The sequence below is a fragment of the Streptomyces sp. NPDC002640 genome, assembly GCF_053592575.1.
In genome coordinates this window covers 44,006-67,751 of record NZ_JBSFVZ010000027.1, presented here as the reverse complement: position 1 = coordinate 67,751, position 23,746 = coordinate 44,006, and the positions used below count along the sequence as shown (strand labels likewise).

Genomic DNA, 23,746 nt, shown 5'->3' with positions numbered 1-23,746 from the left:
GCATCCGACCATGGCCCACACCGAAGACGAACCCCTCGCAGCCGATGGCCGCGGCAACTTCCTGGTCTCGTTCACCCGCGGCTGCGAGGAAACGCCGCCGCGGGACGCCCCGCTGCCCGCGGCCCTGGTGGCCTTGTGGCGAGCCGGTCGCGTCCTCATGGTCTTCGACCGCCACCGGCAGACCTGGGAGCTGCCCGGGGGGAGCATCGAGGAAGGCGAAACACCCCGCCAGGCAGCCGCGCGCGAGCTGCTGGAGGAGAGCGCCCAGCAGGCCGACGAACGGTTGCGGTTCGTCGGCCACGCGCGGTTCGTGCTGGCGCCCGACGGGCGGGCGGAGTACCTGGCCCTCTACGCGGGCTCCTGCGCCGAGATCCGCACCTTCGCGCCCACCGAGGAAATCTCGGCCATCCACTGGTGGGACCTCGTCGAACGCCTCCCCGGGCAGGTGCAGCCCTTGGACGCCTACCTCGCCGCACTCACCCAGTAACGGCTCAACGCCGTTGCAGCGCAGCCGCGTTGACACTTCACCAGCCCCTCGTACGCTACCGTCCGTGACACGACACATACACGCGAGGACCCTGGCCGCCGGCACGGTTCTCCTGCTGGTCGCCACTCTCGCCTCCTGCGGGAAGGAGGAGCCCAGCGCGGTGGAGAAGGACCTGGCCGAACAGTGCGGCGGACGGATCACCGCGGGCAGCCTGGACCTCCGCTTCGAGAAGGACGTGAAGACCAAGGTCATAGCAAACTGGCACAAGAACGGGAACGGCCAGTGCCTGGTCTCCGCCCACGACCGGCACGACTACTGGACGCCGTTCCACCTCCAGATCACGCACGGCGAAAGCCCGGAGGAGATCGAGGCCCTCAGACGCGACCGCTGTGCCGAGGACCGCGGCGATCCCACCCGGTTCCCCGGCTACGCGGACGGAGAGGGGTTCTGTTCGGTCTACGACACCGTGACCCCGGGCGGCGGGTACCGGGCGCTGGGCGCCGTGGAACGCTACTACGTCGAGATCCGCCTTTCCGGGATGCGCCCCAACCAGCATCCCGACGCGGCGAAGAAGCCCCGCGAGAGGTTCGCCGAGGTCATGGACGACCTGCGCGCCTACTACCAGGACTGACGCCCGTTTCCGTCAGGGGCAGGCACTCGGCGAGCAGGTCGACGACATCGCGCCAGGCCCGCCGCGCGTGCCGAGGGTGGGGGCCGACGCCGGGGAGCGTGGGATGGTCGACCGGCGGGTGGTGGAAGGCGTGCAGGGCCCCGCCGTAGACCACCAGGCGCCAGTCGACGCCCGCGGCCTGCATCTCGGCGGCGAACGCGTCCCGTTGCCCGGGCGGCATGATCGGGTCCTCCGACCCGACGCCTGCCCACACCGGGCAGCGGATGCGCGCCGCCTCGCCCGGTCGGCCCGTGGTCAGCCCGTTGACCGTCGCGATCGCGCGCAGGTCGACGCCGCCGCGCCCGAGTTCCAGCCCGACGGCGCCGCCGGTGCCGTAGCCGACGGCGGCGATCCGGTCGGGGTCGGTCCGCGGCTCGGCGCGCAGCACGTCGAGCGCCGCGTGACCGATGCCCCGCATCCGGTCGGGGTCGGCGAGCAGCGGCAGACAACGGGCCAGCATCTCCTCGGGGTCGTCCAGATAGCGCCCGCCGTGCAGGTCGAAGGCGAACGCCACGTACCCCAGCTCGGCGAGAGCATCGGCCCGGCGGCGCTCGACGTCGCTGGGCCCCGTGCCCTCCGGCCCGAGCAGCACCGCGGGCCGGCGATCGGTCCCGGCCGGAAGCGCCAGGTGCCCGATCATCGTCAGACCGTCGGCCGGGTACGGGACCGTGCGCGTGGTGATGGTCGTCATGGGACCGGACAGTAGTGACGGTCGGGTCCGGTCGGGTGCGGTCGGACCGCGGCTCTGCCGACAGCAGAACAGGCCGGACGCCGAATCCCGCGAGACATCCCCGACTGCCTCGTCCTCACCGACTTCATCGACGCGACCGTGGCGACGGGCTGAGGTTCGCCCGCCCCGGGGCACCGCTGACGCGAGGGATCACCGGCAGGTCGCGGGAGCGGCCGATGGGCGAGAAGAGAAGGATGAGCGCGGCCAGCGGCACTCCCACCGTCGTGATCCACATGGCCGTACGGAGATCGAAGACCGTTCCCAGCCATCCGCCGAGCAGACCGCCCAACGGGATCGTCCCGTAGTTGAGGAAGGCCGAGCTCGCGGTGAGACGGCCGAGAAGCTCGGGCGGACAGTACTGCTGCTGGAAGCTCGCCTTGATGACGTTGCCGGCCACGACGCCTGCCGACACGCAGAAACCGCCCGTGGCGAAGAAGAGGATCCCGGGTCCGGCGGAGGTGACCGGGACCAGCAGCGCGGCGGCCGTGAACCCGAGCTCGAACAGCACCATCGCGCGAGCCGTCCCGATCCGGGCGGCCACCCGGCGTGCGAGGAAAGCCCCGGCGATGCCTCCCGCGCCGGTGGCTGCGACGAGTCCGCCGACCGCTCCGGGCGCCAGGCCCACCGTGCGGACGAGGAAGACGACCTGAATCGACTGATAGCCCATCAGGGCCAAGTTGGAGGTGGCCCCGAACGACGTCAGCGTGCGGAGCCAGGGGTCGCGGGCGACCAGGCGTAAGCCCTCACCGACTTCGGAGCGCAGCGTTCCGGAGCGGAGGGCGGTCCTGTCGCGGCGCGGTTCTCGCCTGCGGATGCTCGCGACGCAGAGGAAGGAGACGAGAAACGTCGCCGCGTTGGCGAACATCGCGTTGACCGCGCCTGCCGTCTGCCCGATCAGGCCCGCGGAACCGAGACCGGCGATCTGGGCGGCGGACGCACTGCCGTGCAGCTTCGCGTTGCCCTCGGCTCGGTCTTCGGGGCCCACGATGCTGGGGAGGTAGGCGGTGTAGGCGGTCTGGAAGAACACGGCGGCCGTGCCGGTCAGCAGCGCGACGACCATCAGCAGGCCGACGTTCACATGGCCGCTCCACGCCGCGACCGGAACCACGAGGAACATCAGGAAGGACGCCGCGGCGGCGGCCAGCATGACGGGCCTGCGGCGCACCCGGTCCACCCACGCTCCGACCGGGAGCCCGATGACCAGCCACGGCAGCCAGGCCGAGGCGCTCAGCAACCCGACCTCCCAGGTGCTGGCGTCCAGGGTCGACACGGCGACCAGGGGCATCGCCACGGCCGTGACGGAGGCACCGAACTTCCCCGTGGTCTCCCCGCACCACAGCAGACGGAAGTCCCGGTGCCGACGCAGAAGACCGACACGTGTCCCCCGGCTCATCCGTTGCCCCGTTCCTTGCGGGGGAACGACTGGAGCTGCACGATGACCGGCAGCTCGCCAGGCCTTGCCTCCGCACCGGGAGCTGAGGCATGACGCGCGATCACGTCCATCAACTCGGCGTTGAGGGACGTGAGTTGTTCCGGCGTCATCCGCAGGTCCCGCCAGTCGGAGATGGTGCCGGCACCCTGCCAGTCGCCGTCCCAGTCCTCGCTCAGGTAGTCCGTGACCCGGCTGAAGTGCTGCTGCACCAGCTCGTGCAGGTAAACGGACAGGGCGCCCCTGGTGTCGGGGTCGTCGTGGAATTCGGCGGTCTCCAGGACCTTCGTGTCCTCGACGACCCTCCACCAGCGCTCCCGCTTGGTGCCGCGGCCCGTCTCCTCCTCGATGAACCCGTGCTGGGCGAGGTGCCGCAGGTGCCAGCTCACGGTGCCCGTGTTCTCGCCGAGACGTGCCGACAGCCCCGTCGCGGTGGCCGGACCGTCGAGGGCCAGCACCTCCAACATGCGCATGCGCAGGGGGTGCGCCAGGCCTCGCAGGCTGCGGGCGTCGAGGCGCCGTAACGGCTTGTTCCGGGCCGCTGCCCTTGGTTTCGCTTCGTCACTCATGCCCGACAGCGTAGATTGCAGAGCATCCTCTGCATAGGGGTCTCTGCATAGAGTTCTCTGCAACATGGCCGGACCGGCACCCGATCGTGGGGTCGCGCCGTGGAACTGCCCGGCGGCGGCGGGCGGCGTCACTAACCTGCTGCCGAGCAGGCCCGGGTGGGCCGGGTTCGTGAGGAGACGGGGATGGCAGGGACACCGACGCCGGGCGACGTCCGGCACGCCCAGGCGCGACGCCTGCAGGACGCGGCGGAGCAGGCGGAGCTCAAGGCCCGGCGGCGCGCGGAGCACGAGCGCAACCGCGAAGCGAAGCTGGCCCGCAAGGCGCGTCTCGCGCTGCCTCCCGAGCAGCGGCTGGCCGACCTGGCCTCCCGGGCGGCGGCCATCGACGCCAAGTGGACGATGCCGCCGACGCGGGTGGACCCCGAAGAGGTCAAGGCCGCCCAGCGCGCCGCGATGACCCGCGTCGAAGTCGTCGAGGTCGTCCGCGAGATCACCGTCGAGGTCCCCGCACCGCCCCTGCCGCCCGGCTCCTACACCGAGTGCGAGGTGTGCGTCGGACGCGGGATGCGCGACCGCTACGGGCAGGTCCCCGCCGCCGCCGAGCGCCTCGCCCTCGTCGACGCCACCGGCACGGAGGTCGCGGTGATCGAGACGTGCCCCACCCACACCTCCTTCGTCCGGGCCACGGCCCAGCAGCGCGGGTTCACCACCCGGACCGCGCAGACCACCCCGCACGGCGCCGCGGCCCGGCGGTAACCGTCGGACGTCCGGCCGCCCGGCCTGTGTCGGTGCTCCGTGCGGCCGCCGGGGTCGGACCGACCCCGCTCCGGGTTGTCGGGCGGCTGCTCCGGCTGTCAGCCGGCTCCCCGCTCACCGGCTTCCGGCCCCGGCTCGTCGTAGCGGGTGTAGGTGGCGGCCATCGACCCGGTCGGGTCCAGCCGGGCGAGCAGCGCCGCGCCGATGGCGGCGAGCTGGTCGACCTGCTCGTCGGTCAGCGCGTCGATGACGTGGTCGCGGACGGTGGCCACGTGGCCGGGGGCGGCGTCCCGCACTCCCGCCCACCCCGCCTCGGTGAGCCGGACATTGGTCGCCCGGCGGTCCTCCGGGCACGGGAAGCGCTCCACCAGCCCTCGGGCCTCCAGACGGCTGACGACGTGGGACAGCCGGGGCAGGGTGGCGTTGGTCTGCCGGGCGAGCTCGGTCATGCGCAGCGTGCGGCCGGGCGCCTCGGAGAGCATGGCCATCGAGTAGTACTCGAACTCGGTGAGGCCGGCGTCCCGCCGCAGCTGCGCGTCGAGGACGCCCGGCAGTAGTTCCAGGACGCCGCGCAGCCGGATCCACGCGCGGAGCTGTCGGCGATCGAGCCAGGGTGTGTCCACGGTCACATCCTCCCGCGGAATGGTTGTAGCGACAAGTTGTGCTGTCATGGTCGAAGGTTGTCGCAACAACCATAGTCTTCCATCACACCGACAGGATCCGCCGTGACGTTCCCCGCCCCCGCCCGTGACCTCGCCGTCCTGCTGGCCCGCATCGCCGTCGGCCTCGTCTTCCTCGCCCACGGCTGGCAGAAGCTGTTCACCAACGGCATCGACGGCACCGCCGCCTTCTTCGACTCGGTCGGCGTGCCCGCCGCCACGGCCGCCGCGTGGTTCGCCGCCCTCGTCGAGCTCGTCGGCGGTGCGGCCCTCGTCCTCGGCGTCGCCGTCCCCGTCGCCGGACTGCTCCTGCTGGTCAACATGATCGGCGCCTTCGCCTTCGTCCACGCGGGCGCCGGCCTCTTCGTCGACCAGGGCGGCTACGAGCTCGTCCTCGTCCTCGGCGCGGCGGCCCTGCTGCTGGCCGCCGTCGGCGCCGGGCGCTTCAGCGTCGACCACCTGCTCGCCGGCCGCCGCCGCACCCCCCGGCCCGTGAACGCCTGACACCCCAGGGCCGGGCGTGCGGGGGTGTCAGGCCCGCCGGCACCCGTCCGCACCCCCCCGGCCTCCCGGTCCCGCCTCCCACCTCGCCCGCCGTCACCCTCGAGGAGTCCGCATGACCAGTCCCGCGTCCACCACGACCGCCCTCGCCGACGCCCGGATCCCGGCCGCGCACCCGTTCGCCGCGCACCTGCGCCGTGCCGCGGCCGCCGAGGCCGACGCCCCGCACCGCCCCTGGACGCCGGAGGACGGGCCGCTGCCCACCCTCTACGTGTCCCACGGCGGCGGACCGATGCCGTTCGAGGCGACCGACTGGCTGGACCCGCTGCACGACTGGGCCCGCGCCCTGCCCAAGCCGAGGGCGATCCTGGTGGTCTCCGCGCACTGGGAGTCCGCGCCGCTGTCGCTCAGCGCCACCCGACCGGCCGAGCTGGTCTACGACTTCGGCGGCTTCGACGCCCTGTACTACACCTTCCGCTACGACACTCCCGACGCGTCCGGCCTGGCCCGCCAGGTGACGGGCCTGCTGCCGGACACGACGCCGGTGCACCAGCACACCCGCCGCGGCCTGGACCACGGCTCCTGGGTGCCGCTGAAGATCATGTACCCGGCCGCCGACGTCCCCGTGCTGCAGCTGAGCCTGCCCACCGACGACCCCGACGCGCTGCTGGCCCTGGGCCGGCGGCTGCGGCCGCTGCGCGAGCAGGGGGTGCTGGTGGTCGGCTCCGGGCACATGACCCACGGGCTGCCCTTCCTGACCCGGGAGATGCTCGTGGAGAACCGGGTGCCCGGCTGGTCGGCCGACTTCGACGCCTGGGCGGCGGACGCGCTGGCCCGCGGCGACGTGTCCGAGCTGGCCCGCTTCCGCACCGCCGCGCCGGGCATGCCCTACGCCCACCCGACGGTGGAGCACTTCACGCCGCTGTTCGTCACCCTCGGCGCGGCCACCGACCCCACCGCGCCCGTGGAGACGACGCTCGACGGCTACTCCGTCGGCTGCTCCCGGCGCTCCTTCCAGGCGGCCTGAGCACGACACCGCCCCACCGGGCGCACGCCCGCGCGGACTCGCGCCCGCGCGGGCACGCCGTTCCGCCTCAGCCCGCCGCGAGCAGCTGAAGCGTGTCGATCACACGGTTCGAGAAGCCCCACTCGTTGTCGTACCAGGCCACCACCTTCACATGGCGGCCGTCGACACGGGTGAGGGCCGAGTCGAAGATCGACGAGGCGGGGTTGCCCGTGATGTCGGAGGACACCAGCGGGTCCTCCGAGTACTCGAGGACACCGGCGAGGGGGCCCTCCGCCGCCGCGCGGTACGCCGCCAGCACGTCGTCCCGCGACACCTCGCGCGCGACGGTCGTGTTGAGCTCGACGATCGAGCCCACCGGCACCGGCACGCGGATCGAGTCGCCCGACAGCTTGCCGTCCAGGTTCGGCAGCACCAGGCCGATCGCCTTGGCCGCCCCGGTCGTGGTCGGCACGATGTTCACGCCGGCGGCGCGGGCCCTGCGGGGGTCGCGGTGCGGACCGTCCTGCAGGTTCTGCTCCTGCGTGTAGGCGTGCACGGTGGTCATGAACCCGTGCTCGATGCCGGCCAGGTCGTCGAGGACGGCGGCCAGCGGCGCGAGCGCGTTGGTGGTGCAGGAGGCGTTCGAGACGATGGTGTGCACCGCCGGGTCGTAGGCGTCGGTGTTGACCCCGTACGCCAGCGTGACGTCCGCGCCGTCGGCGGGCGCGCTGACGAGCACCTTCCGCGCACCGGCGTCGAGGTGGGCGCCCGCGGCCTTCGCCGAGGTGAAGCGGCCGGTGGCCTCCAGGACGATGTCGACGCCGAGTTCGGCCCACGGCAGGTTCGCCGGGTCACGCTCGGCCAGCACCTTGATCCGCCGGCCGTCGACGACGAGGACGTCCCCCTCGACCGTCACCGGACGTCCGAGCCGGCCGGACGTGCTGTCGAACGCGAGCAGCCGGGCGAGCGCGGTGGGCTCCGTCAGGTCGTTCACGGCGACGACCTCGAGGGCGGTGTCGCGCTCCAGCAGCGCGCGCAGCACGTTGCGTCCGATGCGGCCGAATCCGTTGATGGCGATGCGAGTCATGGTGATGTCCCTTCCCTTTCGCCACCCACCCTCGCTCGCGGCGCGCGCCGCCGACAGTGGCGAGATCGCCACAGTTCGAAAGGATCGTGCCAAGGCAGGGACGAGGCAGGGACAAGGCAGGGGCCAGGCAGGGACGAGGCAGGATCAGGCCGGGTCAGCGCCGATGCGGGGCCGCCGGTGGGGGCCCCGCCGGCTACTCCCCGCGGGTGAAGGTGCGCCGGTACTCGCTGGGCGTGGTGCCGAGGATCTGCTGGAAGTGCGTCCGCAGGTTCGCCCCGGTGCCCAGGCCGACGTCGGCGGCGATCTGCTCCACACCGAGCTGCGACCGCTCCAGCAGCTCACGGGCCAGGTCGATACGGGCCCGCATCACCCACTGCATCGGCGTGTAGCCGGTCTCCTCGACGAAGCGCCGGGAGAACGTGCGCGGCGAGACCCCGGCCTGCCGCGCCAGCACGCCGAGGGTGAGCGGCTCGCCCAGCCGGTGCAGCGCCCACTCCCGGGTGGAGCCGAAGCGCTCCCCCTTCGGCTCCGGGACGCTGCGCGGCACGTACTGGCCCTGACCACCGCTGCGGTAGGGGGCGGCGACCAGGCGCCGGGCCGCGTGGTTCGACGCCGCCACCCCGAGGTCGCCGCGCAGGATGTGCAGGCACAGGTCGATGCCGGAGGCGGCCCCGGCCGAGGTGAGGACGCGGCCCTCGTCGACGAACAGCACGTTCTCGTCCACCTTGACCAGCGGATGCCGTGCCTGGAGCGCCCGGCTGTAGTGCCAGTGCGTCGTGGCGCGCCGGCCGTCGAGCAGACCGGTCGCGGCGAGGGCGAAGGCGCCCGTGGAGATGGCGGCCAGCCGCGCGCCCCGCGCGTGGGCGGCGACCAGCGCCTCGACGACGGCCCGCGGCGGGTCCTCGCGGTCCGGGTGCCGGTAGCCGGGCACGAAGACGATGTCGGCCCACGCGAGCGTGTCGAGACCGTGGGCGACGGAGTACGACAGGCCGTCTCCGCCCGTCACCAGACCGGGCGTCGCGCCGCACACCCGCACCTCGTACGGCATGCTCGCGCGGGTCGTGAAGACCTGCGCGGGGATGCCGACGTCGAGCGGCTTCGCCCCCTCGAGCACGAGCACGGCGACACGGTGCAGACGCGGGGCTGGCATGGGAGAAGGCTACGTGCCGCCCGACCGCGGCCGTGCCGCGCCTTACGCCCCGGCCACCCCTGCCGTCACCCGCGCACGAGGCGCCCCAGGGCCCACCGGGCGGGACCGGCGTACGCGGCGACGGCGAGGGCCGGACCCTCGACCCGCAGCGCGGTCGCCGATCCGGCCGGCCGGGCGAGCACCGCGTGCCGCAGCCGCATCCGCACCGGCCCGAGCCGGACCCGCCAGGTCCACTCCCGGTGCGCCTCGTCGACGCTCTCCACGACGAACCGGGCCGTCACACCGAGGAACGAGACCACCTCGCCCCGCAGCCCCGGGGCGATCCGGTCGCCCGCCACGCGCACCGTGCGGATCTGCGGCGACCACGTCGGCCAGCGCGAGGGCGCGGCGTACCGCCGCCACACCTCCTCGGCGGAGGCGGTGCCCGTGACCCGGAGCGTGAGCGCGGCCATCGGCGGTCGCCGGCTCAGCGGACCTGGCCGTTGACGTACTCGTTGAGGGCCTTGCCCGGACGCAGGCCCGCCTCGCCGTCCTCTTGGTGGAAGCTGCCGAAGCCGACGAGGGTGACGGTCTGCCCCGCCTTGAGGGCCTGGGCGATCGCGCCCGCCTCCTCGACGGTGCCGAACACGGCGTCGATCACCCGGCCGACCTGAGCGTCGGACAGGTCACCGCCGTCCGCCGCCTTCCGCGTGACCGCCTCGACCAGTGCCGACCTGTCCATACGACGCACCCGCTTCCCGGTGTTCCTGCCCTCGGGGACGACGAACCTCCTCATCGTGGCACCGGCCCCGCCCTCCCGCACGCGGAAAGGCACCGCCTCGCGACCGCGTCCGGCGGGCGACCAATCCGCGGTTAGCGTGGCTCCGGATTACAGAGGGCTGTTCCGCCCTGCTGTGCTCAGGGGAGATTCATCGTGAAGGAACCGGTATTCATCGGCAGCGATCCAGCTGTCCGACCCGATCTGCAACAGCTGATCCAGGCGGTGGCGCTGGGGGATCAGGAGGCTTTCGCCGCGGTCTACGAAGCCGTGGCCGGCTCCGTCCTCGGGGTCGTCCGGGCGGTCCTGCGGGATCGGGCGCAGTCGGAGGAGGTCACCCAGGAGGTGCTGGTGGAGGTGTGGCGCACGGCCCCGCGCTACCGGCCCGAGCGCGGTACGGCCGTCAACTGGATCCTCACCCTCGCCCACCGCCGGGCCGTGGACCGGGTCCGCTCCGTGGAAGCCGCCGCGGCGCGTGACACCAGGGCCGCGCTGCTCGAGCACCAACCGATGCACGACGAGGTGACCGAACAGGTCGAGACCCGGCTGGAACAGGAGCAGGTGCGGCGCTGCCTGCGCACGCTGACCGAGCTGCAGCGCCAGTCGGTCACGCTCGCCTACTACCGCGGCCTCACCTACCGGGAGGTCGCCGCGGCACTGTCGCTGCCGCTGGGAACGGTGAAGACCCGTCTGCGTGACGGGCTCATCCGGCTCCGCGACTGCCTGGGGGTGACCGCATGACCTGGACGACCGACCTGCACGCGCTGACCGGTGCCTATGCCGTCCACGCACTGGACACCGAGGAACGTGCCGCCTTCGAGCGCCACCTGGCCCAGTGCGACGCCTGCCGGCAGGAGGTCGCCGAGTTCCGGGCCACCGCCGGGCGCCTGGCTCTGGCGACCACGGTGCGCGTGCCTCCGGCCATGCGGGAGCAGGTCATGCGGCGCATCCGGACCGTGCGGCAGGTGCCGCCCGGTGCCGCGCCGCCGGAGCGGGTACGCCGTGGCGCGCAGCGGGCACGGGGCCTTGCCCGGTGGGCGCTGGCCGCCAGTGTGGCCGCGGCGGCCGCGTTCGCGGGGACCGCGGCGTGGCAGTACGAGCGTGCCCAGGACGCTCGGTACGAGGCCGCCCAGGCGCAGCGGCACGTCGAGGACCTGGCCGGGGTGCTGACCGCTCCCGACGCCAGGTCGCGCTCGGCGAAGGTGGCGGGCGGCGCGGCCACGCTCGTGACCTCCCCCAGCCGGGACCGGGCCGTGTTCGTCGCCTCGGAGATGCCCGCCCCGCCGCCGGGCAAGGTGTATCAACTGTGGTTCGCCGAGGGGGAGGGGATGCGCTCGGCCGGCCTGATGGACCCCGACCGTGACAGCCAGGCCATGCTCATGGAGGGCGCGGTCGACGGCGCGTCAGGGGTCGGTGTCACGGTGGAGCCGGCCGGTGGTTCGAAGCAGCCGACCTCGCCGCCGGTCGCCGTGCTCGATCTGCCGGTGTGACGGCCCGTGTGGGGGCCCCGCCCGACGGGCGGGGCCCCCACACGGCTGTCAGCTCCGCTCGGCGGAGGCGGAGGCGGAGGCGGAGGTGGTGACGGTGGCGTTGGCTGTGGCGTCAGCTCTTGGGCATCAGCACGGTGTCGATGATGTAGACGTTGGCGTTGGCGGTCCTGACGTTGCCGCAGACGACCTTCGCGGAGTCGTCGACCGTGTACGACTCGCCCGACCCGGAGGTCGTGACCTTCGAGGTCTCCAGGGTCTCGAAGGAGCCGTTCTCCAGGGCCTCCGGGGTGAGCTTCTGGCCGACGACGTGGTAGGTGAGGATCTGCGTCAGCTTCTCCTTGTCGGCGAGAACCGCGTCCAGGGTGTCCTTCGGGATCTTCGCGAAGGCGTCGTTGGTCGGCGCGAACACGGTGATGCCGTCGGCGTTGTTCAGGGTGTCGACCAGTCCGGCCTTCTTCACGGCGGTCACCAGGGTGGACAGGGCCGGGTTGTTGGAGGCGGCGGTGGCGACCGGGTCCTTGGCCATGCCGTCGAAGGAGCCGGCACCGTCCTCGGGCACGGAGGAACAGGCCGGACCGAACGGCTGCGCCATGCTCTCCCCGCCGCTGCCCATGTCCTCACCGCTCCCGGACGCCGGGGCCGAGGCCGTGCTCGACGCGTCGGACGTGCTGGATCCGTCGCCGGTGTCGGAGCAGGCGGTCAGGGCCAGGGGGAGTGCGGCGGCCGCGGCGAGGAGCCCGGCGGTGCGGAGGAAACGGGTGCTCATCTTGATCTCCTGTTGGTAGGTGCGGCGTACTGCCGCTGTGTTCGGTCGTGCGTCGTTGCGGTCAGGTGGTCGAGGGGAGGGCACCGGGCCCTGGTGGTGGTGACCGGTCGACGGTCACCACGACGGAGTGCCACCCGTCGGCGCCGTCGGGGACGGTGCGGGTGCGTCGTTCGGTCTGCAGCGCGCCGGTGCGGTCGGTGGCGCGGACGGTGAGGGTGTGGCCGCCCGGGGTGGCCCGCCAGGGCAGCGACCACTGGCGCCAGGTGTCGCGGGTGTCCTCGGCGGCCAGATCGGCCTCCCGCCAGGGGCCGTCGTCGACGCGGACCTCGACCCGCTCGATGCCCCGGTGCTGGGCCCAGGCGACCCCGGCGATCATCACCGTGCCGGCCCGGGGGCGGGCGAACGGCTTGGGGGTGTCGATCCGCGCGGCGGTCTTGACCGGGGCCCTGCGGGCCCAGCCCCGCTTGACCCAGTACGGGTCGTAGGCGTCGAACGTGGTGAGTTCGAGGTCCCTGATCCACTTGCAGGCCGAGACGAAGCCGTACAGGCCCGGGACGACCATCCGGACCGGGAAGCCGTGTTCGAAGGGCAGCGGCTCGCCGTTCATCCCCAGCGCCAGCAGGGCGTCACGGCCGTCCATGACGTCCTCGACGGGGGTCCCGATCGTCATGCCGTCCACCGACCTGGACACCAGCTGATCGGCCGGCCCGCCCCGTGACGGAGGCTCCACCCCGCACTCGGCGAGCAGGTCGGCCAGCCGTACGCCGATCCAGCGGGCGTTGCCCACGTACGGGCCACCCACCTCGTTCGAGACGCAGGTCAGGGTGATGTTCCGTTCGATCAGCTCACGGCGCAGCAGGTCGTCGAAGGAGTAGGAACCGGGGCGTCGTACGCCCGTGCCGTGGACGCGCAGCCGCCAGGCGGTCACGTCCACCTTGGGCACCACCAGGGCGGTGTCCACCCGGTAGAAGTCCGAGGTGGGGGTGACGAAGGGGCTGATCCCCGGGACGCGCAGCCGGGCCGACCGGGGGACCGGCCGTGCCGGTGACCCGGGAGCGGGCAGCACGGTCCTGAGGCGGCCGGCGACGGCGTCCCGACCGTGCGAGGCGTTCAGCGACCTGCCGACCGCGCCCACCGTGGCGGAGGCCGCCGCCGCTGACGCGGCCGTGAGCATGAAACCCCGCCGGTCCCAGCCCGTGGGCGCGGGCGGACGGTCTCCCGTCTCCTCCGCCGCGGAGCCGGATGTCGGCGCCGACGACGTCCGCACCTGGGTCAGGCGGCGCACCAGCAGGCACAGGAGCAGCGCTCCGGCGGCGGCTCCCACCACGGACGGCAGCGCGTCGGTGAGGCCCACGGAGTCGGGGCGGCTCACGGCGGCCGCGGCTCCCACGGCTCCGAAGAGAAGGACCCCTGCGGTCCCGACCCGCCGGAACCGCACGGCCAGCACACCCAGGAGCAGTGCCAGCGCGGCCAGCGAGGCCAGGATGCCCAGTTGCAGCACCAGTTTGTCGGCGGTGCCGAACTGACGGATCGCCCAGTCCTTGACCGGGGCGGGTGTCGCGTCGACGGACGCCCCGCCCACCGCGACCAACGGACCGGACCGAGGCCGCCCCGCGGCGGCGACGAGTTCGGCCACCGCCAGCGACGCGAAGGCGGCCAGCGCGCCGCTCAGCGCACCCAGCGCCGGACGCGGCCACCGGGGCCGTACTCGCCGATCCTTCTCTTCTTCCCGCACGCAGGGAATCCGGTTCCGCGCGCGGGGTGGATTGGTCCTGCACCCGATCAGGTGAAAACAGACCGCGGGACCAATCCACCCCGCGTTCCGCTACGGATTACCCAGTCCGATCCGGCCGCAGTTACCCGGAGCCGCCAGGCCGCCGCGGCAGACCCGCGCCCAGCCGCTGGGACGTGCCCAGCCGCTGGGACGCGCCCGGCCCAAGGTCCGGGCCGGAGGCCGCGCCGGCCCGGGTCGCCGACCGGCGCAAGGCCCCCGGGATCAGAGCTGGAACTCGGCGGGGGACAGCCCCAGCGCCGCGCAGGCCTCGCGCAGGACCTGCGCCTCGGCCTGGGAGAAGTGACCGTCCGCCCCGGCGACGACCATGCCGGTCTGGATGACCGCCCGGGCCTCCGTGGGCTTCTTCGCGGCCTTGGCGATCTCCTGCAGCGCCTCCGCCTTGCCGTGCTGGAAGTTCATCGTGAGCTGGTCCACGTGCTTGCCGAAGCGCTGGCGCAGCTGCTCCGGCGGGAAGTTCTGCAGCACGTCGTTGCTCAGGATCATCGACTCGACCTGCTGGCGCTCGGCCGCGTCCACGTGTCCGTCGGCCGCCGCGACCAGGGCGCACACGGCCATGCTCGCGTCGCGGTAGGCCCCGCTCTTCAGCTCGTTCTTCAGCGAACCGAGCTGCGACTTGAACAGTCCGATCAGCTGCGCCTTGCCGCCCCCGCCGGACCCCGTCCCACCGACGTGTCCGCCGGCCGGGCCGTGTCCACCGGTCGCGCCGTGCCCACCGGTCGGGCCGTGTCCGCCGGTCGGACCACGCCCCGCCTGACCCTGCTGCAGGGCCTTGGCCTGGTCCTTGAGCCGGTCCCACACTGCCATCGCTGTCACCTCGGTATTCGTCGGGGGTGCACCCGCTCACGCACGTACACCCCTCCAACGCCCGACCTCGGACGATGGTTCCGAAGACCCAGCACCCCGGGGTCCGGCCCGCCCACCCCGGTCACCGGAACGGCGGCCGGCGCCGGGATGCCCGGAACCGGGCCTTCCGGGGGCCGCCCCCGGCACCGCGGCGCTTCCCGCATGACCGGATCACGCCCATGCCCCAGGAGCCGCTCGAAGCCGCCGCACCGCCCCTGGAGGCCCGTAGATCATGGGGCGACCGCACGACAGAAACCCCTGTCGAGGCGTTTCCCAGGGACATGACTTTCGGTCAACCTCTCGTCACGCTGATGATGTTCGACTCGTCGCCTGCATATGCTCCCGTCTGGTTCCGACAGGGGCCAAAACGTTTACGCCGCTGTCCGTCGGACGCCGGCGTATCACTGACGGGAGGAGTCTGATGAGCACCAACCTTCTGCTGGAAGACACCACCGAGCTGACCGACCTGGATCTGGACATCCAGATCTCCGAGACCGCGAGCGAGGGCCCCGAGTTCGCCCGGGGCGGCGCCACCTCGCCGAGCACCTACGGATCGCCCTGTCAGCTCTGCTGCTGGTGACCGTCGGGTGACAACCACGTGGGGCGGGGCCTTCGCCCCGCCCCACGCGGCGTCAAGGCATCCCGGTCGGGATCGAAGGGGGAGCGGCAAGACGTGCGGGACGACCACTACACGGCCCAGGACTCTCTGTTCGTACGCGTCACGGCCCTGCCACGCAGCGGTCCGGGCGGCGGCACCGACGGCAGCACCCTCGGCGCGTCGGCCGAGCAGGTCCGCCAGGCCGCCGCCGACCCGCTCTTCCGCGAGGCGCTGAACGTCGCCAGCGGCAGCCTCGCCGCCTCCCTCGACAAGCTCGACGCGGGCGTCGACCTCGGCGCGAAACGCCTGCGCCGCACGGCACTCGCCCTCTCCCGGTACGCACTGCGGGCCGGGACCAGGCCGACCCCCTTCGGACTCTTCGCCGGAGTCGCACCCGCACACGTCGCGGCCGCCACCAAGGTCGACGTCACGGGCCCCGGCAGCAGGACGGTGCGCCTCGACGCCGCCTGGCTGACCGACCGCGTCGCCGCCTGGCTCGAACGGCCCGAGGTCCGGCACGGAGTCGACGTCGTGCTCAACGACCTCTGCCGCGAGCGGGGCGACCGGCTCGTCCTCACCGGCAAGGGCAAGGAGACCTCCGTCCGCGCCACACCCCTGGTCGCCTGGGTGCGCGCCCGCACGGAACACCCCGTCCGCTACGCCGAACTCCTGGAGCAGGCCCGCGCCGCCTTCCCCCGCCTCACCTCCGTACAGGTCGACGCCGTCCTGTCGCAACTCGTCCGCGCACGGGTCCTGCTGACCTCCATCACCCCCCAGGACCTCGACGAAGCGCTGTACGACCGCCTGGCCTCCGCACTCTCCCCGGTTCCCGAGGCGCGCACCGAACTCGAACGTATCCGCGCCGCGCTCGACGCCTACGCCGCGACCACGCCCGGACAGGGACAGGCGGCGTGGCGCGACCTGATGCGGCTGACCGACCCCCAGGGCACCGCCACCAGGCCGCCGGTCCACGTCGACCTGCGCATGCGGGCCGACGTCCACCTCCCGCGCGAGGTGACCGACGAGGCCGCCCGCTACGCCTCCGCCATGTGGGAGATCTCCGGCACCTGGCAGACCCACGCCCACATGCGCACGTACCAGAACCGGTTCCTGGAGGCGTACGGCACCACCGGCGTCGTCCCCCTGGGTCGCCTTGTCGACCCGCACCGGGGCATCGGCCTCCCGCCCGGGTACGGCCGGAGCGCCGAGCGCGCCGGTGCCGAGCACACCGGCGCCGGGCCCACGCCGGGCCAGGAGGCGGACCCGCTGCCCAAGGAACGCCGCGCCCTCACCTACGACCTGGTGCAGGAAGCCCTGTCGAGCGGCGAGGACGAGGTGCGGCTCAGCCCCCGCGTCATCGACCTGCTGGCCGCCGCCGGCCGCACCGACGAGACACCCGTCCCCCCGCCGAGGTCGCTGGAACTCTGCTTCCACCTGCTGGCCGAGAGCCAACAGGCCGTCGACCGGGGGGAGTTCCGGCTGCTGTCCCCGCCGTACCTGGGCTCCTGGACGGCCGGGGCGACCGCCGGACGCTTCGCCGGACTGCTCGGCATGGAGGACGAACTGAGCTCGCTCCTCGCCGGGCTCGGCGACGAGCGGACGGTACCCGCCCAGGTGGTGTACCGGCCGCACACCGTGCGGGGACTCAACATGGCGCAGGTGCCGCGCCTGTTGCCGCACCGGATCCCGGTCGGCGTCTACGCCGACCGGTCGGAGCCGGGCACCCTGGACTGGCGCCGACTCCTCGTCACCCCGGGCCCCTTCGGCCTACGGCTGGTGCTGCCGGAGGACGGACGTGACGTCCTGCCCGTCGTGCCGCACATGCTGGCCCTGGACCGGGAGGCCCCGCCGGTCGCCCGGCTCCTGGTGGAACTCGCCTACGGCAGGGCCCGGACCTGGACGGGCTGGAACTGGTGCGGGCTGGAGGGACTGCCCTACCTTCCCCGCGTCACGTACGGACGGGTCACGCTCTCCCCGCGCCGCTGGATACCCGACCGGCACCTGCGGGAGGCGATGGAGGACCCCTCCCGCTGGGACCAGGCCGTCACGGCATGGCGGGACCGCTACCGCGTGCCCGACGAGGTGAACCTCGCCCGGTGGGACCGCATGTACCGGGTGGACCTCACCGACCCCTGGCAGCGGGAGGTGTTCCGGCAGGAGGTCCGCGGCGGCGGTTCCCTGGCCGTCCTGGAGGACCTCACCGACGGCGGACGCCGCCTCGGCTGGTCCGCCGGGCACAGCGCCGAAGTCGTCGTCCCCCTCACCCGGTCCACCCCGGCGGAACGGCAGGAGGACGAGCGCCGCCCGCGGCCGGGCTCCCGCACCCCCGCTCCGCGGCCCACGGACCACAGCACCCGGCACCTTCCCGGGGAGGACTGGCTCTACGCGAAGTTCTCCGCGGACGAGGACACCCAGGACGAATTGCTGCAGGCAGCCGTCCCCGCCCTCGTCCGCGAGACCGGAACCCACCTGCGCCACTGGCACTTCCTCCGGTACCGCGACCCCGAACCCCACGTCCGGCTCCGCCTGCACGGTGACGCCGAGGACCTGCGCACCCTGGTCCTGCCCCGGCTCGCCGAGCTGAGCCGCGCCTGGGAGGAGGCAGGGCTGATCCGCGGCATGGTGCTCGACACCTACCGTCCGGAGACCGACCGCTACGGCGGGCCCGAGGCCCTCGCCCACGCCGAGCGGATGTTCTGCCTGGACAGCCAGTCCGCGCTGGCCCAGCTCCGGATGCGGACGCGGGGCGCCCTGACCGTGCCCGCCCCCGTCCTCGCGGCCGTCAACCACGCGCTGCTGCTGGAGTCCCTGGGCGACTGGGACTGGACGGCCTGGATCGGCGAGGTCCTGCCCAAGGGACCCGCCCACGCGACCTTCCGGAAGTACGAGGACCAGGCCACCGCCCTGATCGTGCCCGGCCGTACGGCCCACAGCGCGGCCCCCGTACTGGGCGAAGCCCTCACCGCCGCGTGGACCACCACGCCGGAGACCCGGGCCTACGGCGCGCTGCTGCTGTCCGACGCGGGCCGGGCACCGGGCAGCGACCAGCACGCCGAAGCCGTCCTCTCGCTGCTGCACATGCAGCACAACCGCCTGCTCGGCATCGACCGGGCCGGCGAGGACACCGGCTACGCCGTCCTGCGAGGCGTGGCCCGCGCCCACCAGGGCCGCCTCGCGCACGCCCAGGCCGAGAACCCCGCCCAGGCCCAGGCCCAGGGCCCCGCCCAGGTCGAGGAGGAGTCCCGATGAGCAACGCCGAGTCCGTGACCGCCGCGCCGTCGACCGCCCCGTCCCCGGCCACGTCGTCCCGGGTCACGCCGCCCGCGGCCACCCCGCGCCACGCGGAACGCGCCCGCGAGGTCGCCGCGCAGGTCTTCGACCGGCTCGCCGACCCGGACTCCGTCCCCGCCGACACCCGCATCCCGGGCGACGCCGGACACATCGTCCTGCGCGAGCCCCTCTGGCAGGACCTGGCCCTGGCCAGCGGCTATCCGGGAGTGTCCCTGGCCTTCACCGGCCGCGTCGCCCCCGGCCCCGAGGACCTGGCCCGCGGGCACGCCCACCTCGTGCGCGCCATGCGGGCCACGGCCGCCTCCGCCCACCCGCCCCAGGGCATCTACACCGGGCCCGGCGCCGTCGCCGTCGCCGTCCTGCTCGCCCACCGCGCCACCGGCGGCTACCGCTCCGCCCTCGAACGCCTCGACGACCACCAGCGCCGCCTCGTCCGGAACTCGCTGCCCGACGTGCGTGACACCCCGCTCCCCACCAACGGCGCGTTCGAAGTGGTCCGCGGCATGAGCGGCATCGGCCGCTACCTGCTGGCCCGCCGGGAGCAGTGCGAGGAGGAACTGCGGCTCGTCCTCACCTACCTGTCCCGCATGGCACACGGCGACATCACCCACCGGGGCCATCGGGTGCCCCGCTGGTGGACCTGGGCGGCGCCCAAGCTGGGGCAGGAGGTCGAGATGCCGGACGGGCATCTGAACCTCGGCCTGTCGCACGGCGTGGCGGGCCCCCTCGCCCTGCTCTCCCTGGCCCGGCAGCAGGGAGTGACCGTCGACGGCCAGCAGGAGGCCGTCGAGCGGCTGGTCGCCCTCCTGGAGGAGTGGGCGTACGACTCCGGGGACGGCCCGCTCTGGCCCACCCACCTCACCCTCGCCCACTGGGCGGCGGGACCGTCCGGCAGGCCGCCCCTCAGCCGCCCGTCATGGTGCTACGGAGCCCCCGGCATCTCCCGCGCGGTCCAGCTCGCGGGCCTCGCCCTCGACCGGCCCGACTGGCTGGACCTGGCCCACCGCTCGCTGCTCCCCTTCCTGGCCACCGACCCGGACACCTGGCGCGTGGACAACCCGACGGTGTGCCACGGGTGGGCCGGCCTGATGCACCTGTTCGCCGTCCTGAACGAGCCCATCGGCGACCCCCGCCTCACCGACCTCGTCGACGACATGGCGGCCCGCACCCTCGGCCACTTCGACCCCACCCACCGCTTCGGCTTCCGTTCCCCCCTGACAGCCGCCCCCCAGGGCACCGACGTCCCCGCCTTCCTCGAAGGCGCCACCGGCACGGCACTGGCCCTCGACGCCTACGCCCACCACCACACCACCACCCCCTGGGACATGCCCCTCCTCCTGGCCTGACCTTCCCTGGGTGACGGCTACAGCTGGAAGGGCTGCGACGATGCGACGTCTGCGGGTGCTGCGCGCTTTCGCGCTGCCGGCAGGCTTCTTCCTGCCGGGGTTCGTCCTTCTCGCCGCCCTCGGCGTGCGGGGCTGGCTGCCGGTGACACGGGCCGCCGGCCCGGGCGTCGATGGCCCAGCTGCGCGGCGTACTCGCGCACGAGTCCGGTCGACACCCGGCTCGGGGGCGTCGTCATGCGGGGCCGTGCGGCCGTGCCGCACACGGTGGCCGTCCTCGGGCGGAGCCCCACCTGGTTCCACCAGGCGGTCGGCACGCTCTACGTCAACTACGCCCCCCTGTACCTGCGCACCTCGCAAGCCGTGGGCCGTGAACAGGAACTCGCCGCCGACCGGAGAGGCCGCCCGCACCTTCGTCCGGCCCCTCGTCCTCGACGGCCTGGTTCATCTGCGCCTGGTCCGCGCCGGGCCGGCGGTGCCCGACCTGGCCTGGTCGGGCCACCGCCCGGGCCTGTCCCTGCCCGCGGCGTGGGAACGCGACATGGACGCGGCCCTCGACGCGACCGTCGCCGACACACCCGACACCGCCCTCCTGCGCTCCCTGCCGGCCGAAGTCGCCTGCGAGGTCGCCGGGTAGCCGGAGTACCCGGCGACCACCGAGCTCGACCGGGGCCACGCCGCTCAGTGGAGGACTTCACGCTCCCACTGCCCCCGTGGCTGGGTGTGCAGACGCCAGTAGTGCTCGGCGATGTCGTCGGGATCGAACGCCGTGCCGGGCGCGACCACCCCGGTGACCGTGACCGTGGACACGTGCACGCCGGACGGCCCGTACTCGGCGTCGAGCAGCTCCACCAGGGCCCGCACCCCGGCCTTGCCCAGCGACAGACTCACGTACTGCGGCTTCATCTCGGGCATCCCGCCGGTGACGACGAACGTCCCCCGTCCGCGCCGGGCCATCGCGGGCAGAGTGCGCGCGGCGGCGGTGACGGCGCCGAGGACGTTGACCGCATAGGTGCCCAGGTGGTCGCGGAGCGGGAGCTCGCCCACCGCGTCGGGCCGGATGACGGCGGCGTTGTAGACCACGACGTCGGGCTCGCCCAGTTCGGCCGTGGCGGTGCCGAGGGCCGAGGACAGGGCGGCCTCGTCGGCGGCATCGGCGACGAGGGGGAGAGCCCGCACGCCGAGCGAACCGACGGAATCCGCCCCGGCTGCCGCCGTCCGCCGTGTCCGCGCGATCAGAGCGACCGGTAGCCCTTCCCTGGCGAACCTCCGCGCCACCGCCTGTCCGATCCCCGGCCCGGCCCCGATCACGAACACTCCAGCCATGACGATTACCCCAGTCTCTCGGAATGCGATGCCGGTAGAGCCAACTCGGGCCGCCGGCCGTCTCTTCCCCGCAGGCCGCCACCCCCGCACCGCGCACTGTGCCGGGCGCTGTCGAGGCCGTCGGCCGGCACGCGCACGCGTCAGCCGACCGGCCCGGCCCCCGTGGCCGCGAAGGAAAGCTCCCACAGCCGCGCGGCCGAGGCCCGGTCGACGGCGTGACCGCGGACCCGGCCGTTCTCCATCGGCCCGTCCTCGTCGGTGACCCGCGCCACCTCGCAGTTCTCCAGGTAGAGCCCACCGCACCCGGCCAGGAGCGGCGAAGTGGACGGCGAACAGGACGTTGGCGGTCTTGGCCTGGCCGTACGCCTGCCAGCGGTCGTAGCCGGTCCGGAAGTGCGGGTCGTGCCGGCGGAAATCGCCCGGAAGGTCGGCGTGACGGCCCGCCGGACAAGGGGAAAGCCGCGCGGCTCCGCGGTGCCTGTCATCGGCGCCACCCCGCTGCACGGTACCCGCAGCATCGCCGGCGCTGCCCGGCCCCTCAAGTCCCGTACAGAGGTCTTGACCACTCGATTGGTCTGGACCATGCTGTGGCGCGCTCCACTCGGATCCCCCACCCCCCGGAGGCAGTCGTGGACCGCACCAGACCCCTGACCCTGCTGCTGGTGGGCGCGCTCGCCGCCGGCGGGCTCGCCGCGCTCACCCCGGCCGCCCAGGCCGCCGACTCCGAACTCGCCCGCAACGGCGGCTTCGAGGCCGGTCTGGACGGATGGAGCTGCACGGCGGGCAGCGGCGCCGCCGTCACCACCCCCGTCCGCAGCGGCACGAAGGCGCTGCAGGCCACACCGGCCGGCAGCGACAACGCCAAGTGCTCCCAGACCGTCACCGTGAAGCCGAACGCGACCTACACCCTCAGCGGCTGGGTCCGCGGCAGCTACGTGTACCTCGGCGTCACCGGAACCGGCAGCTCCGACGGGTACGCCTGGACCCAGTCCGCCCCCGACTGGCAGAAGCTCACCAGGACCTTCACCACCGGCGCGAACGCCACCTCGGTCACCATCTACACCCACGGCTGGTACGGCACCCCCGCCTACCAGGCCGACGACCTCTCCCTCCTCGGACCCGGCGGCGACCCGGTCCAGATCCCCGCCGCCCCGACAGGCCTCACCGCCGGCACCCCGACCGCCACCTCGGTGCCGCTCAGCTGGCCCGCCGTCGCGGGAGCCACCTCGTACAAGGTCTACCGGGGCGGGACCCTGCTCGGCACCGCGACCGGCACCTCGTACACCGCCACCGGTCTCAGCCCGAGCACCGCGTACTCCTTCCAGGTCTCGGCGGCCAATAGTGCGGGCGAGTCCGCGAAGTCCGCGGTCGTCACCGCCACCACGGCCTCCGGAGGCGGCGGGGGCGGTGGCGAACTGCCCGCCCGTGCCCTCGTCGGCTACCTCCACGCCAGCTTCGCCAACGGCTCCGGCTACACCCGCATGGCCGACGTACCCGACTCCTGGGACGTCATCAACCTCGCCTTCGGCGAGCCCACCTCGGTGACCTCCGGCGACATCCGCTTCAGCCTCTGCCCGGCCGCCGAATGCCCCGGCGTCGAGTCGCCCGCCGACTTCAAGGCCGCCATCAAGGCCAAGCAGGCCGCCGGCAAGAAGGTCCTCATCTCCATCGGCGGCCAGAACGGGCAGGTCCAGCTCGCCACCCCGGCCGCCCGTGACGCCTTCGTCTCCTCCGTCTCGAAGATCATCGACGAGTACGGGCTCGACGGCCTCGACATCGACTTCGAGGGCCACTCGCTCTCGCTCCAGAACGGCGACACCGACTTCCGCAACCCCACCAGCCCGGTCGTCGTCAACCTCATCCAGGCGATCAAGGCCCTCAAGGCGAAGTACGGCGAGAAGTTCGTCCTGACGATGGCCCCGGAGACCTTCTTCGTCCAGCTCGGCTACCAGTACTACGGCTCCGGTCCCTGGGGCGGTCAGGACCCGCGCGCCGGCGCCTACCTGCCGGTCATCCACGCGCTGCGCGACGACCTCACCCTGCTGCACGTCCAGGACTACAACTCCGGCCCCATCATGGGCCTCGACAACCAGTACCACACGATGGGCAGCGCCGACTTCCACATCGCCATGACCGACATGCTGCTCACCGGCTTCCCGGTCGCCGGCAACACCGAGCGCTTCTTCCCCGGCCTCCGCCCCGACCAGGTCGCCATCGGCCTCCCCGCCTCCACCCAGGCGGGCAACGGTCACACCAGCCCCGCCGAGGTGAACAAGGCCCTGGACTGCCTCACCAAGAAGCAGAACTGCGGCTCCTACCAGACCCACGGCACCTGGTCGTCCCTGCGCGGCCTGATGACCTGGTCGATCAACTGGGACCGCTTCAACAACTGGGAGTTCAGCCGGAACTTCGACGCCTACAAGTGGAACTGACGACCCACCCCGCGAGGTGACGGCTCACCCCGTCACCTCGCGGTACGGGCGGGCCGAAGCG

At 73.3% G+C, this 23,746-nt stretch carries 24 protein-coding genes and 1 pseudogene; 12 read left to right on the top strand and 13 right to left on the bottom strand.

Annotated features, from left to right (window positions below; translation table 11 throughout):
* The first annotated feature begins 10 nt into the window (after nt 1-10).
* Both ACWD3O_RS28845 and ACWD3O_RS28840 read left to right on the top strand, forming a co-directional pair.
* On the top strand, nt 11-487 hold the full coding sequence (locus ACWD3O_RS28845) for an NUDIX hydrolase (RefSeq protein ID WP_451417934.1): 477 nt from the start codon (nt 11-13) through the stop codon (nt 485-487).
* Nucleotides 488-551: 64 nt separating this feature from the next.
* A complete protein-coding gene (locus tag ACWD3O_RS28840; protein ID WP_451417933.1) occupies nt 552-1,118 on the top strand; it encodes a hypothetical protein in 567 nt (188 codons plus the stop codon).
* Here the strand turns inward: ACWD3O_RS28840 and ACWD3O_RS28835 are convergent.
* The 3 genes from ACWD3O_RS28835 to ACWD3O_RS28825 all read right to left on the bottom strand — a co-directional run bounded on the left by ACWD3O_RS28835 (nt 1,084) and on the right by ACWD3O_RS28825 (nt 3,885).
* Entirely contained in the window at nt 1,084-1,848 is a 765-nt protein-coding gene (locus ACWD3O_RS28835; RefSeq protein WP_451417932.1) for a dienelactone hydrolase family protein, read from the bottom strand. The genes ACWD3O_RS28840 and ACWD3O_RS28835 overlap by 35 nt on opposite strands.
* Nucleotides 1,849-1,972: 124 nt before the next feature.
* Nucleotides 1,973-3,280 (bottom strand): MFS transporter, encoded by a 1,308-nt coding sequence (locus ACWD3O_RS28830; RefSeq protein WP_451417931.1) that lies wholly within the window; start codon nt 3,278-3,280, stop codon nt 1,973-1,975.
* Complete coding sequence (locus ACWD3O_RS28825) at nt 3,277-3,885, bottom strand: helix-turn-helix domain-containing protein (RefSeq protein ID WP_451417930.1); 609 nt, start codon at nt 3,883-3,885, stop codon at nt 3,277-3,279. The genes ACWD3O_RS28830 and ACWD3O_RS28825 overlap by 4 nt, the downstream gene beginning before the upstream one ends.
* Before the next feature lie 183 nt (nt 3,886-4,068).
* Between ACWD3O_RS28825 and ACWD3O_RS28820 the strand changes: the two genes are divergently transcribed.
* Entirely contained in the window at nt 4,069-4,641 is a 573-nt protein-coding gene (locus ACWD3O_RS28820; protein ID WP_451417929.1) for a hypothetical protein, read from the top strand.
* A gap of 98 nt (nt 4,642-4,739) precedes the next feature.
* Here the strand turns inward: ACWD3O_RS28820 and ACWD3O_RS28815 are convergent, their stop codons facing one another.
* Entirely contained in the window at nt 4,740-5,264 is a 525-nt protein-coding gene (locus ACWD3O_RS28815) for a MarR family winged helix-turn-helix transcriptional regulator (protein ID WP_451412927.1), read from the bottom strand.
* A gap of 102 nt (nt 5,265-5,366) precedes the next feature.
* Here ACWD3O_RS28815 and ACWD3O_RS28810 point away from each other — a divergent pair, with 102 nt between their 5' ends.
* Both ACWD3O_RS28810 and ACWD3O_RS28805 read left to right on the top strand, forming a co-directional pair.
* On the top strand, nt 5,367-5,804 hold the full coding sequence (locus ACWD3O_RS28810) for a DoxX family protein (protein ID WP_451412928.1): 438 nt from the start codon (nt 5,367-5,369) through the stop codon (nt 5,802-5,804).
* A gap of 112 nt (nt 5,805-5,916) precedes the next feature.
* Nucleotides 5,917-6,828 (top strand): dioxygenase family protein, encoded by a 912-nt coding sequence (locus ACWD3O_RS28805; RefSeq protein WP_451417928.1) that lies wholly within the window; start codon nt 5,917-5,919, stop codon nt 6,826-6,828.
* Between the two features lie 67 nt (nt 6,829-6,895).
* Here the strand turns inward: ACWD3O_RS28805 and gap are convergent, their stop codons facing one another.
* The 4 genes from gap to ACWD3O_RS28785 all read right to left on the bottom strand — a co-directional run bounded on the left by gap (nt 6,896) and on the right by ACWD3O_RS28785 (nt 9,765).
* Nucleotides 6,896-7,894: a type I glyceraldehyde-3-phosphate dehydrogenase gene (gene gap, locus ACWD3O_RS28800; protein ID WP_451412930.1), complete on the bottom strand. Its 999-nt coding sequence runs from the start codon at nt 7,892-7,894 to the stop codon at nt 6,896-6,898.
* A 193-nt stretch (nt 7,895-8,087) separates the two neighbouring features.
* A complete protein-coding gene (locus ACWD3O_RS28795) occupies nt 8,088-9,044 on the bottom strand; it encodes a GlxA family transcriptional regulator (protein ID WP_451417927.1) in 957 nt (318 codons plus the stop codon).
* A 65-nt stretch (nt 9,045-9,109) separates the two neighbouring features.
* Complete coding sequence (locus tag ACWD3O_RS28790) at nt 9,110-9,496, bottom strand: SRPBCC family protein (RefSeq protein ID WP_451412932.1); 387 nt, start codon at nt 9,494-9,496, stop codon at nt 9,110-9,112.
* A 14-nt stretch (nt 9,497-9,510) separates the two neighbouring features.
* Complete coding sequence (locus ACWD3O_RS28785; protein WP_451417926.1) at nt 9,511-9,765, bottom strand: HU family DNA-binding protein; 255 nt, start codon at nt 9,763-9,765, stop codon at nt 9,511-9,513.
* Nucleotides 9,766-9,957: 192 nt separating this feature from the next.
* Between ACWD3O_RS28785 and sigK the strand changes: the two genes are divergently transcribed.
* Both sigK and ACWD3O_RS28775 read left to right on the top strand, forming a co-directional pair.
* The gene (gene sigK / locus ACWD3O_RS28780; protein WP_451412934.1) at nt 9,958-10,542 is read left to right on the top strand and encodes an ECF RNA polymerase sigma factor SigK; all 585 of its coding nucleotides are present in this window, start codon (nt 9,958-9,960) and stop codon (nt 10,540-10,542) included.
* Nucleotides 10,539-11,291, top strand: coding sequence for an anti-sigma factor (locus ACWD3O_RS28775; RefSeq protein WP_451412935.1), 753 nt, complete (start codon nt 10,539-10,541; stop codon nt 11,289-11,291). Before sigK ends, ACWD3O_RS28775 begins: the two co-directional genes overlap by 4 nt.
* 112 nt (nt 11,292-11,403) lie before the next feature.
* On the opposite strand, the gene ACWD3O_RS28770 is transcribed toward ACWD3O_RS28775, so the two are convergent.
* From ACWD3O_RS28770 to ACWD3O_RS28760, 3 genes are all read right to left on the bottom strand, one after another.
* A complete protein-coding gene (locus ACWD3O_RS28770) occupies nt 11,404-12,057 on the bottom strand; it encodes a fasciclin domain-containing protein (RefSeq protein WP_451412936.1) in 654 nt (217 codons plus the stop codon).
* A 61-nt stretch (nt 12,058-12,118) separates the two neighbouring features.
* Nucleotides 12,119-13,792, bottom strand: coding sequence for a molybdopterin-dependent oxidoreductase (locus ACWD3O_RS28765; protein WP_451417925.1), 1,674 nt, complete (start codon nt 13,790-13,792; stop codon nt 12,119-12,121).
* Between the two features lie 261 nt (nt 13,793-14,053).
* Entirely contained in the window at nt 14,054-14,656 is a 603-nt protein-coding gene (locus tag ACWD3O_RS28760; RefSeq protein WP_451412938.1) for a tellurite resistance TerB family protein, read from the bottom strand.
* A gap of 460 nt (nt 14,657-15,116) precedes the next feature.
* Here ACWD3O_RS28760 and ACWD3O_RS28755 point away from each other — a divergent pair, with 460 nt between their 5' ends.
* From ACWD3O_RS28755 to ACWD3O_RS28740, 4 genes are all read left to right on the top strand, one after another.
* Entirely contained in the window at nt 15,117-15,275 is a 159-nt protein-coding gene (locus tag ACWD3O_RS28755; protein WP_451412939.1) for an SCO0268 family class II lanthipeptide, read from the top strand.
* Nucleotides 15,276-15,368: 93 nt separating this feature from the next.
* Nucleotides 15,369-18,542, top strand: coding sequence for a lantibiotic dehydratase (locus ACWD3O_RS28750; RefSeq protein ID WP_451417924.1), 3,174 nt, complete (start codon nt 15,369-15,371; stop codon nt 18,540-18,542).
* Nucleotides 18,539-19,930 carry a lanthionine synthetase C family protein gene (locus ACWD3O_RS28745; protein WP_451417923.1) on the top strand — a complete coding sequence of 464 codons (1,392 nt, stop codon included), beginning with the start codon at nt 18,539-18,541 and terminating at the stop codon, nt 19,928-19,930. The genes ACWD3O_RS28750 and ACWD3O_RS28745 overlap by 4 nt, the downstream gene beginning before the upstream one ends.
* A gap of 367 nt (nt 19,931-20,297) precedes the next feature.
* Nucleotides 20,298-20,564: a hypothetical protein gene (locus ACWD3O_RS28740; RefSeq protein ID WP_451412942.1), complete on the top strand. Its 267-nt coding sequence runs from the start codon at nt 20,298-20,300 to the stop codon at nt 20,562-20,564.
* A 44-nt stretch (nt 20,565-20,608) separates the two neighbouring features.
* On the opposite strand, the gene ACWD3O_RS28735 is transcribed toward ACWD3O_RS28740, so the two are convergent.
* Both ACWD3O_RS28735 and ACWD3O_RS28730 read right to left on the bottom strand, forming a co-directional pair.
* Nucleotides 20,609-21,253 (bottom strand): SDR family NAD(P)-dependent oxidoreductase, encoded by a 645-nt coding sequence (locus ACWD3O_RS28735; protein WP_451412943.1) that lies wholly within the window; start codon nt 21,251-21,253, stop codon nt 20,609-20,611.
* 140 nt (nt 21,254-21,393) lie between these two features.
* Nucleotides 21,394-21,670, bottom strand: a pseudogene (locus ACWD3O_RS28730) (oxidoreductase); the annotation flags it as partial.
* Between the two features lie 212 nt (nt 21,671-21,882).
* Here ACWD3O_RS28730 and ACWD3O_RS28725 point away from each other — a divergent pair.
* Nucleotides 21,883-23,685: a chitinase gene (locus ACWD3O_RS28725; RefSeq protein WP_451412944.1), complete on the top strand. Its 1,803-nt coding sequence runs from the start codon at nt 21,883-21,885 to the stop codon at nt 23,683-23,685.
* The last annotated feature ends 61 nt before the right edge of the window (nt 23,686-23,746 follow it).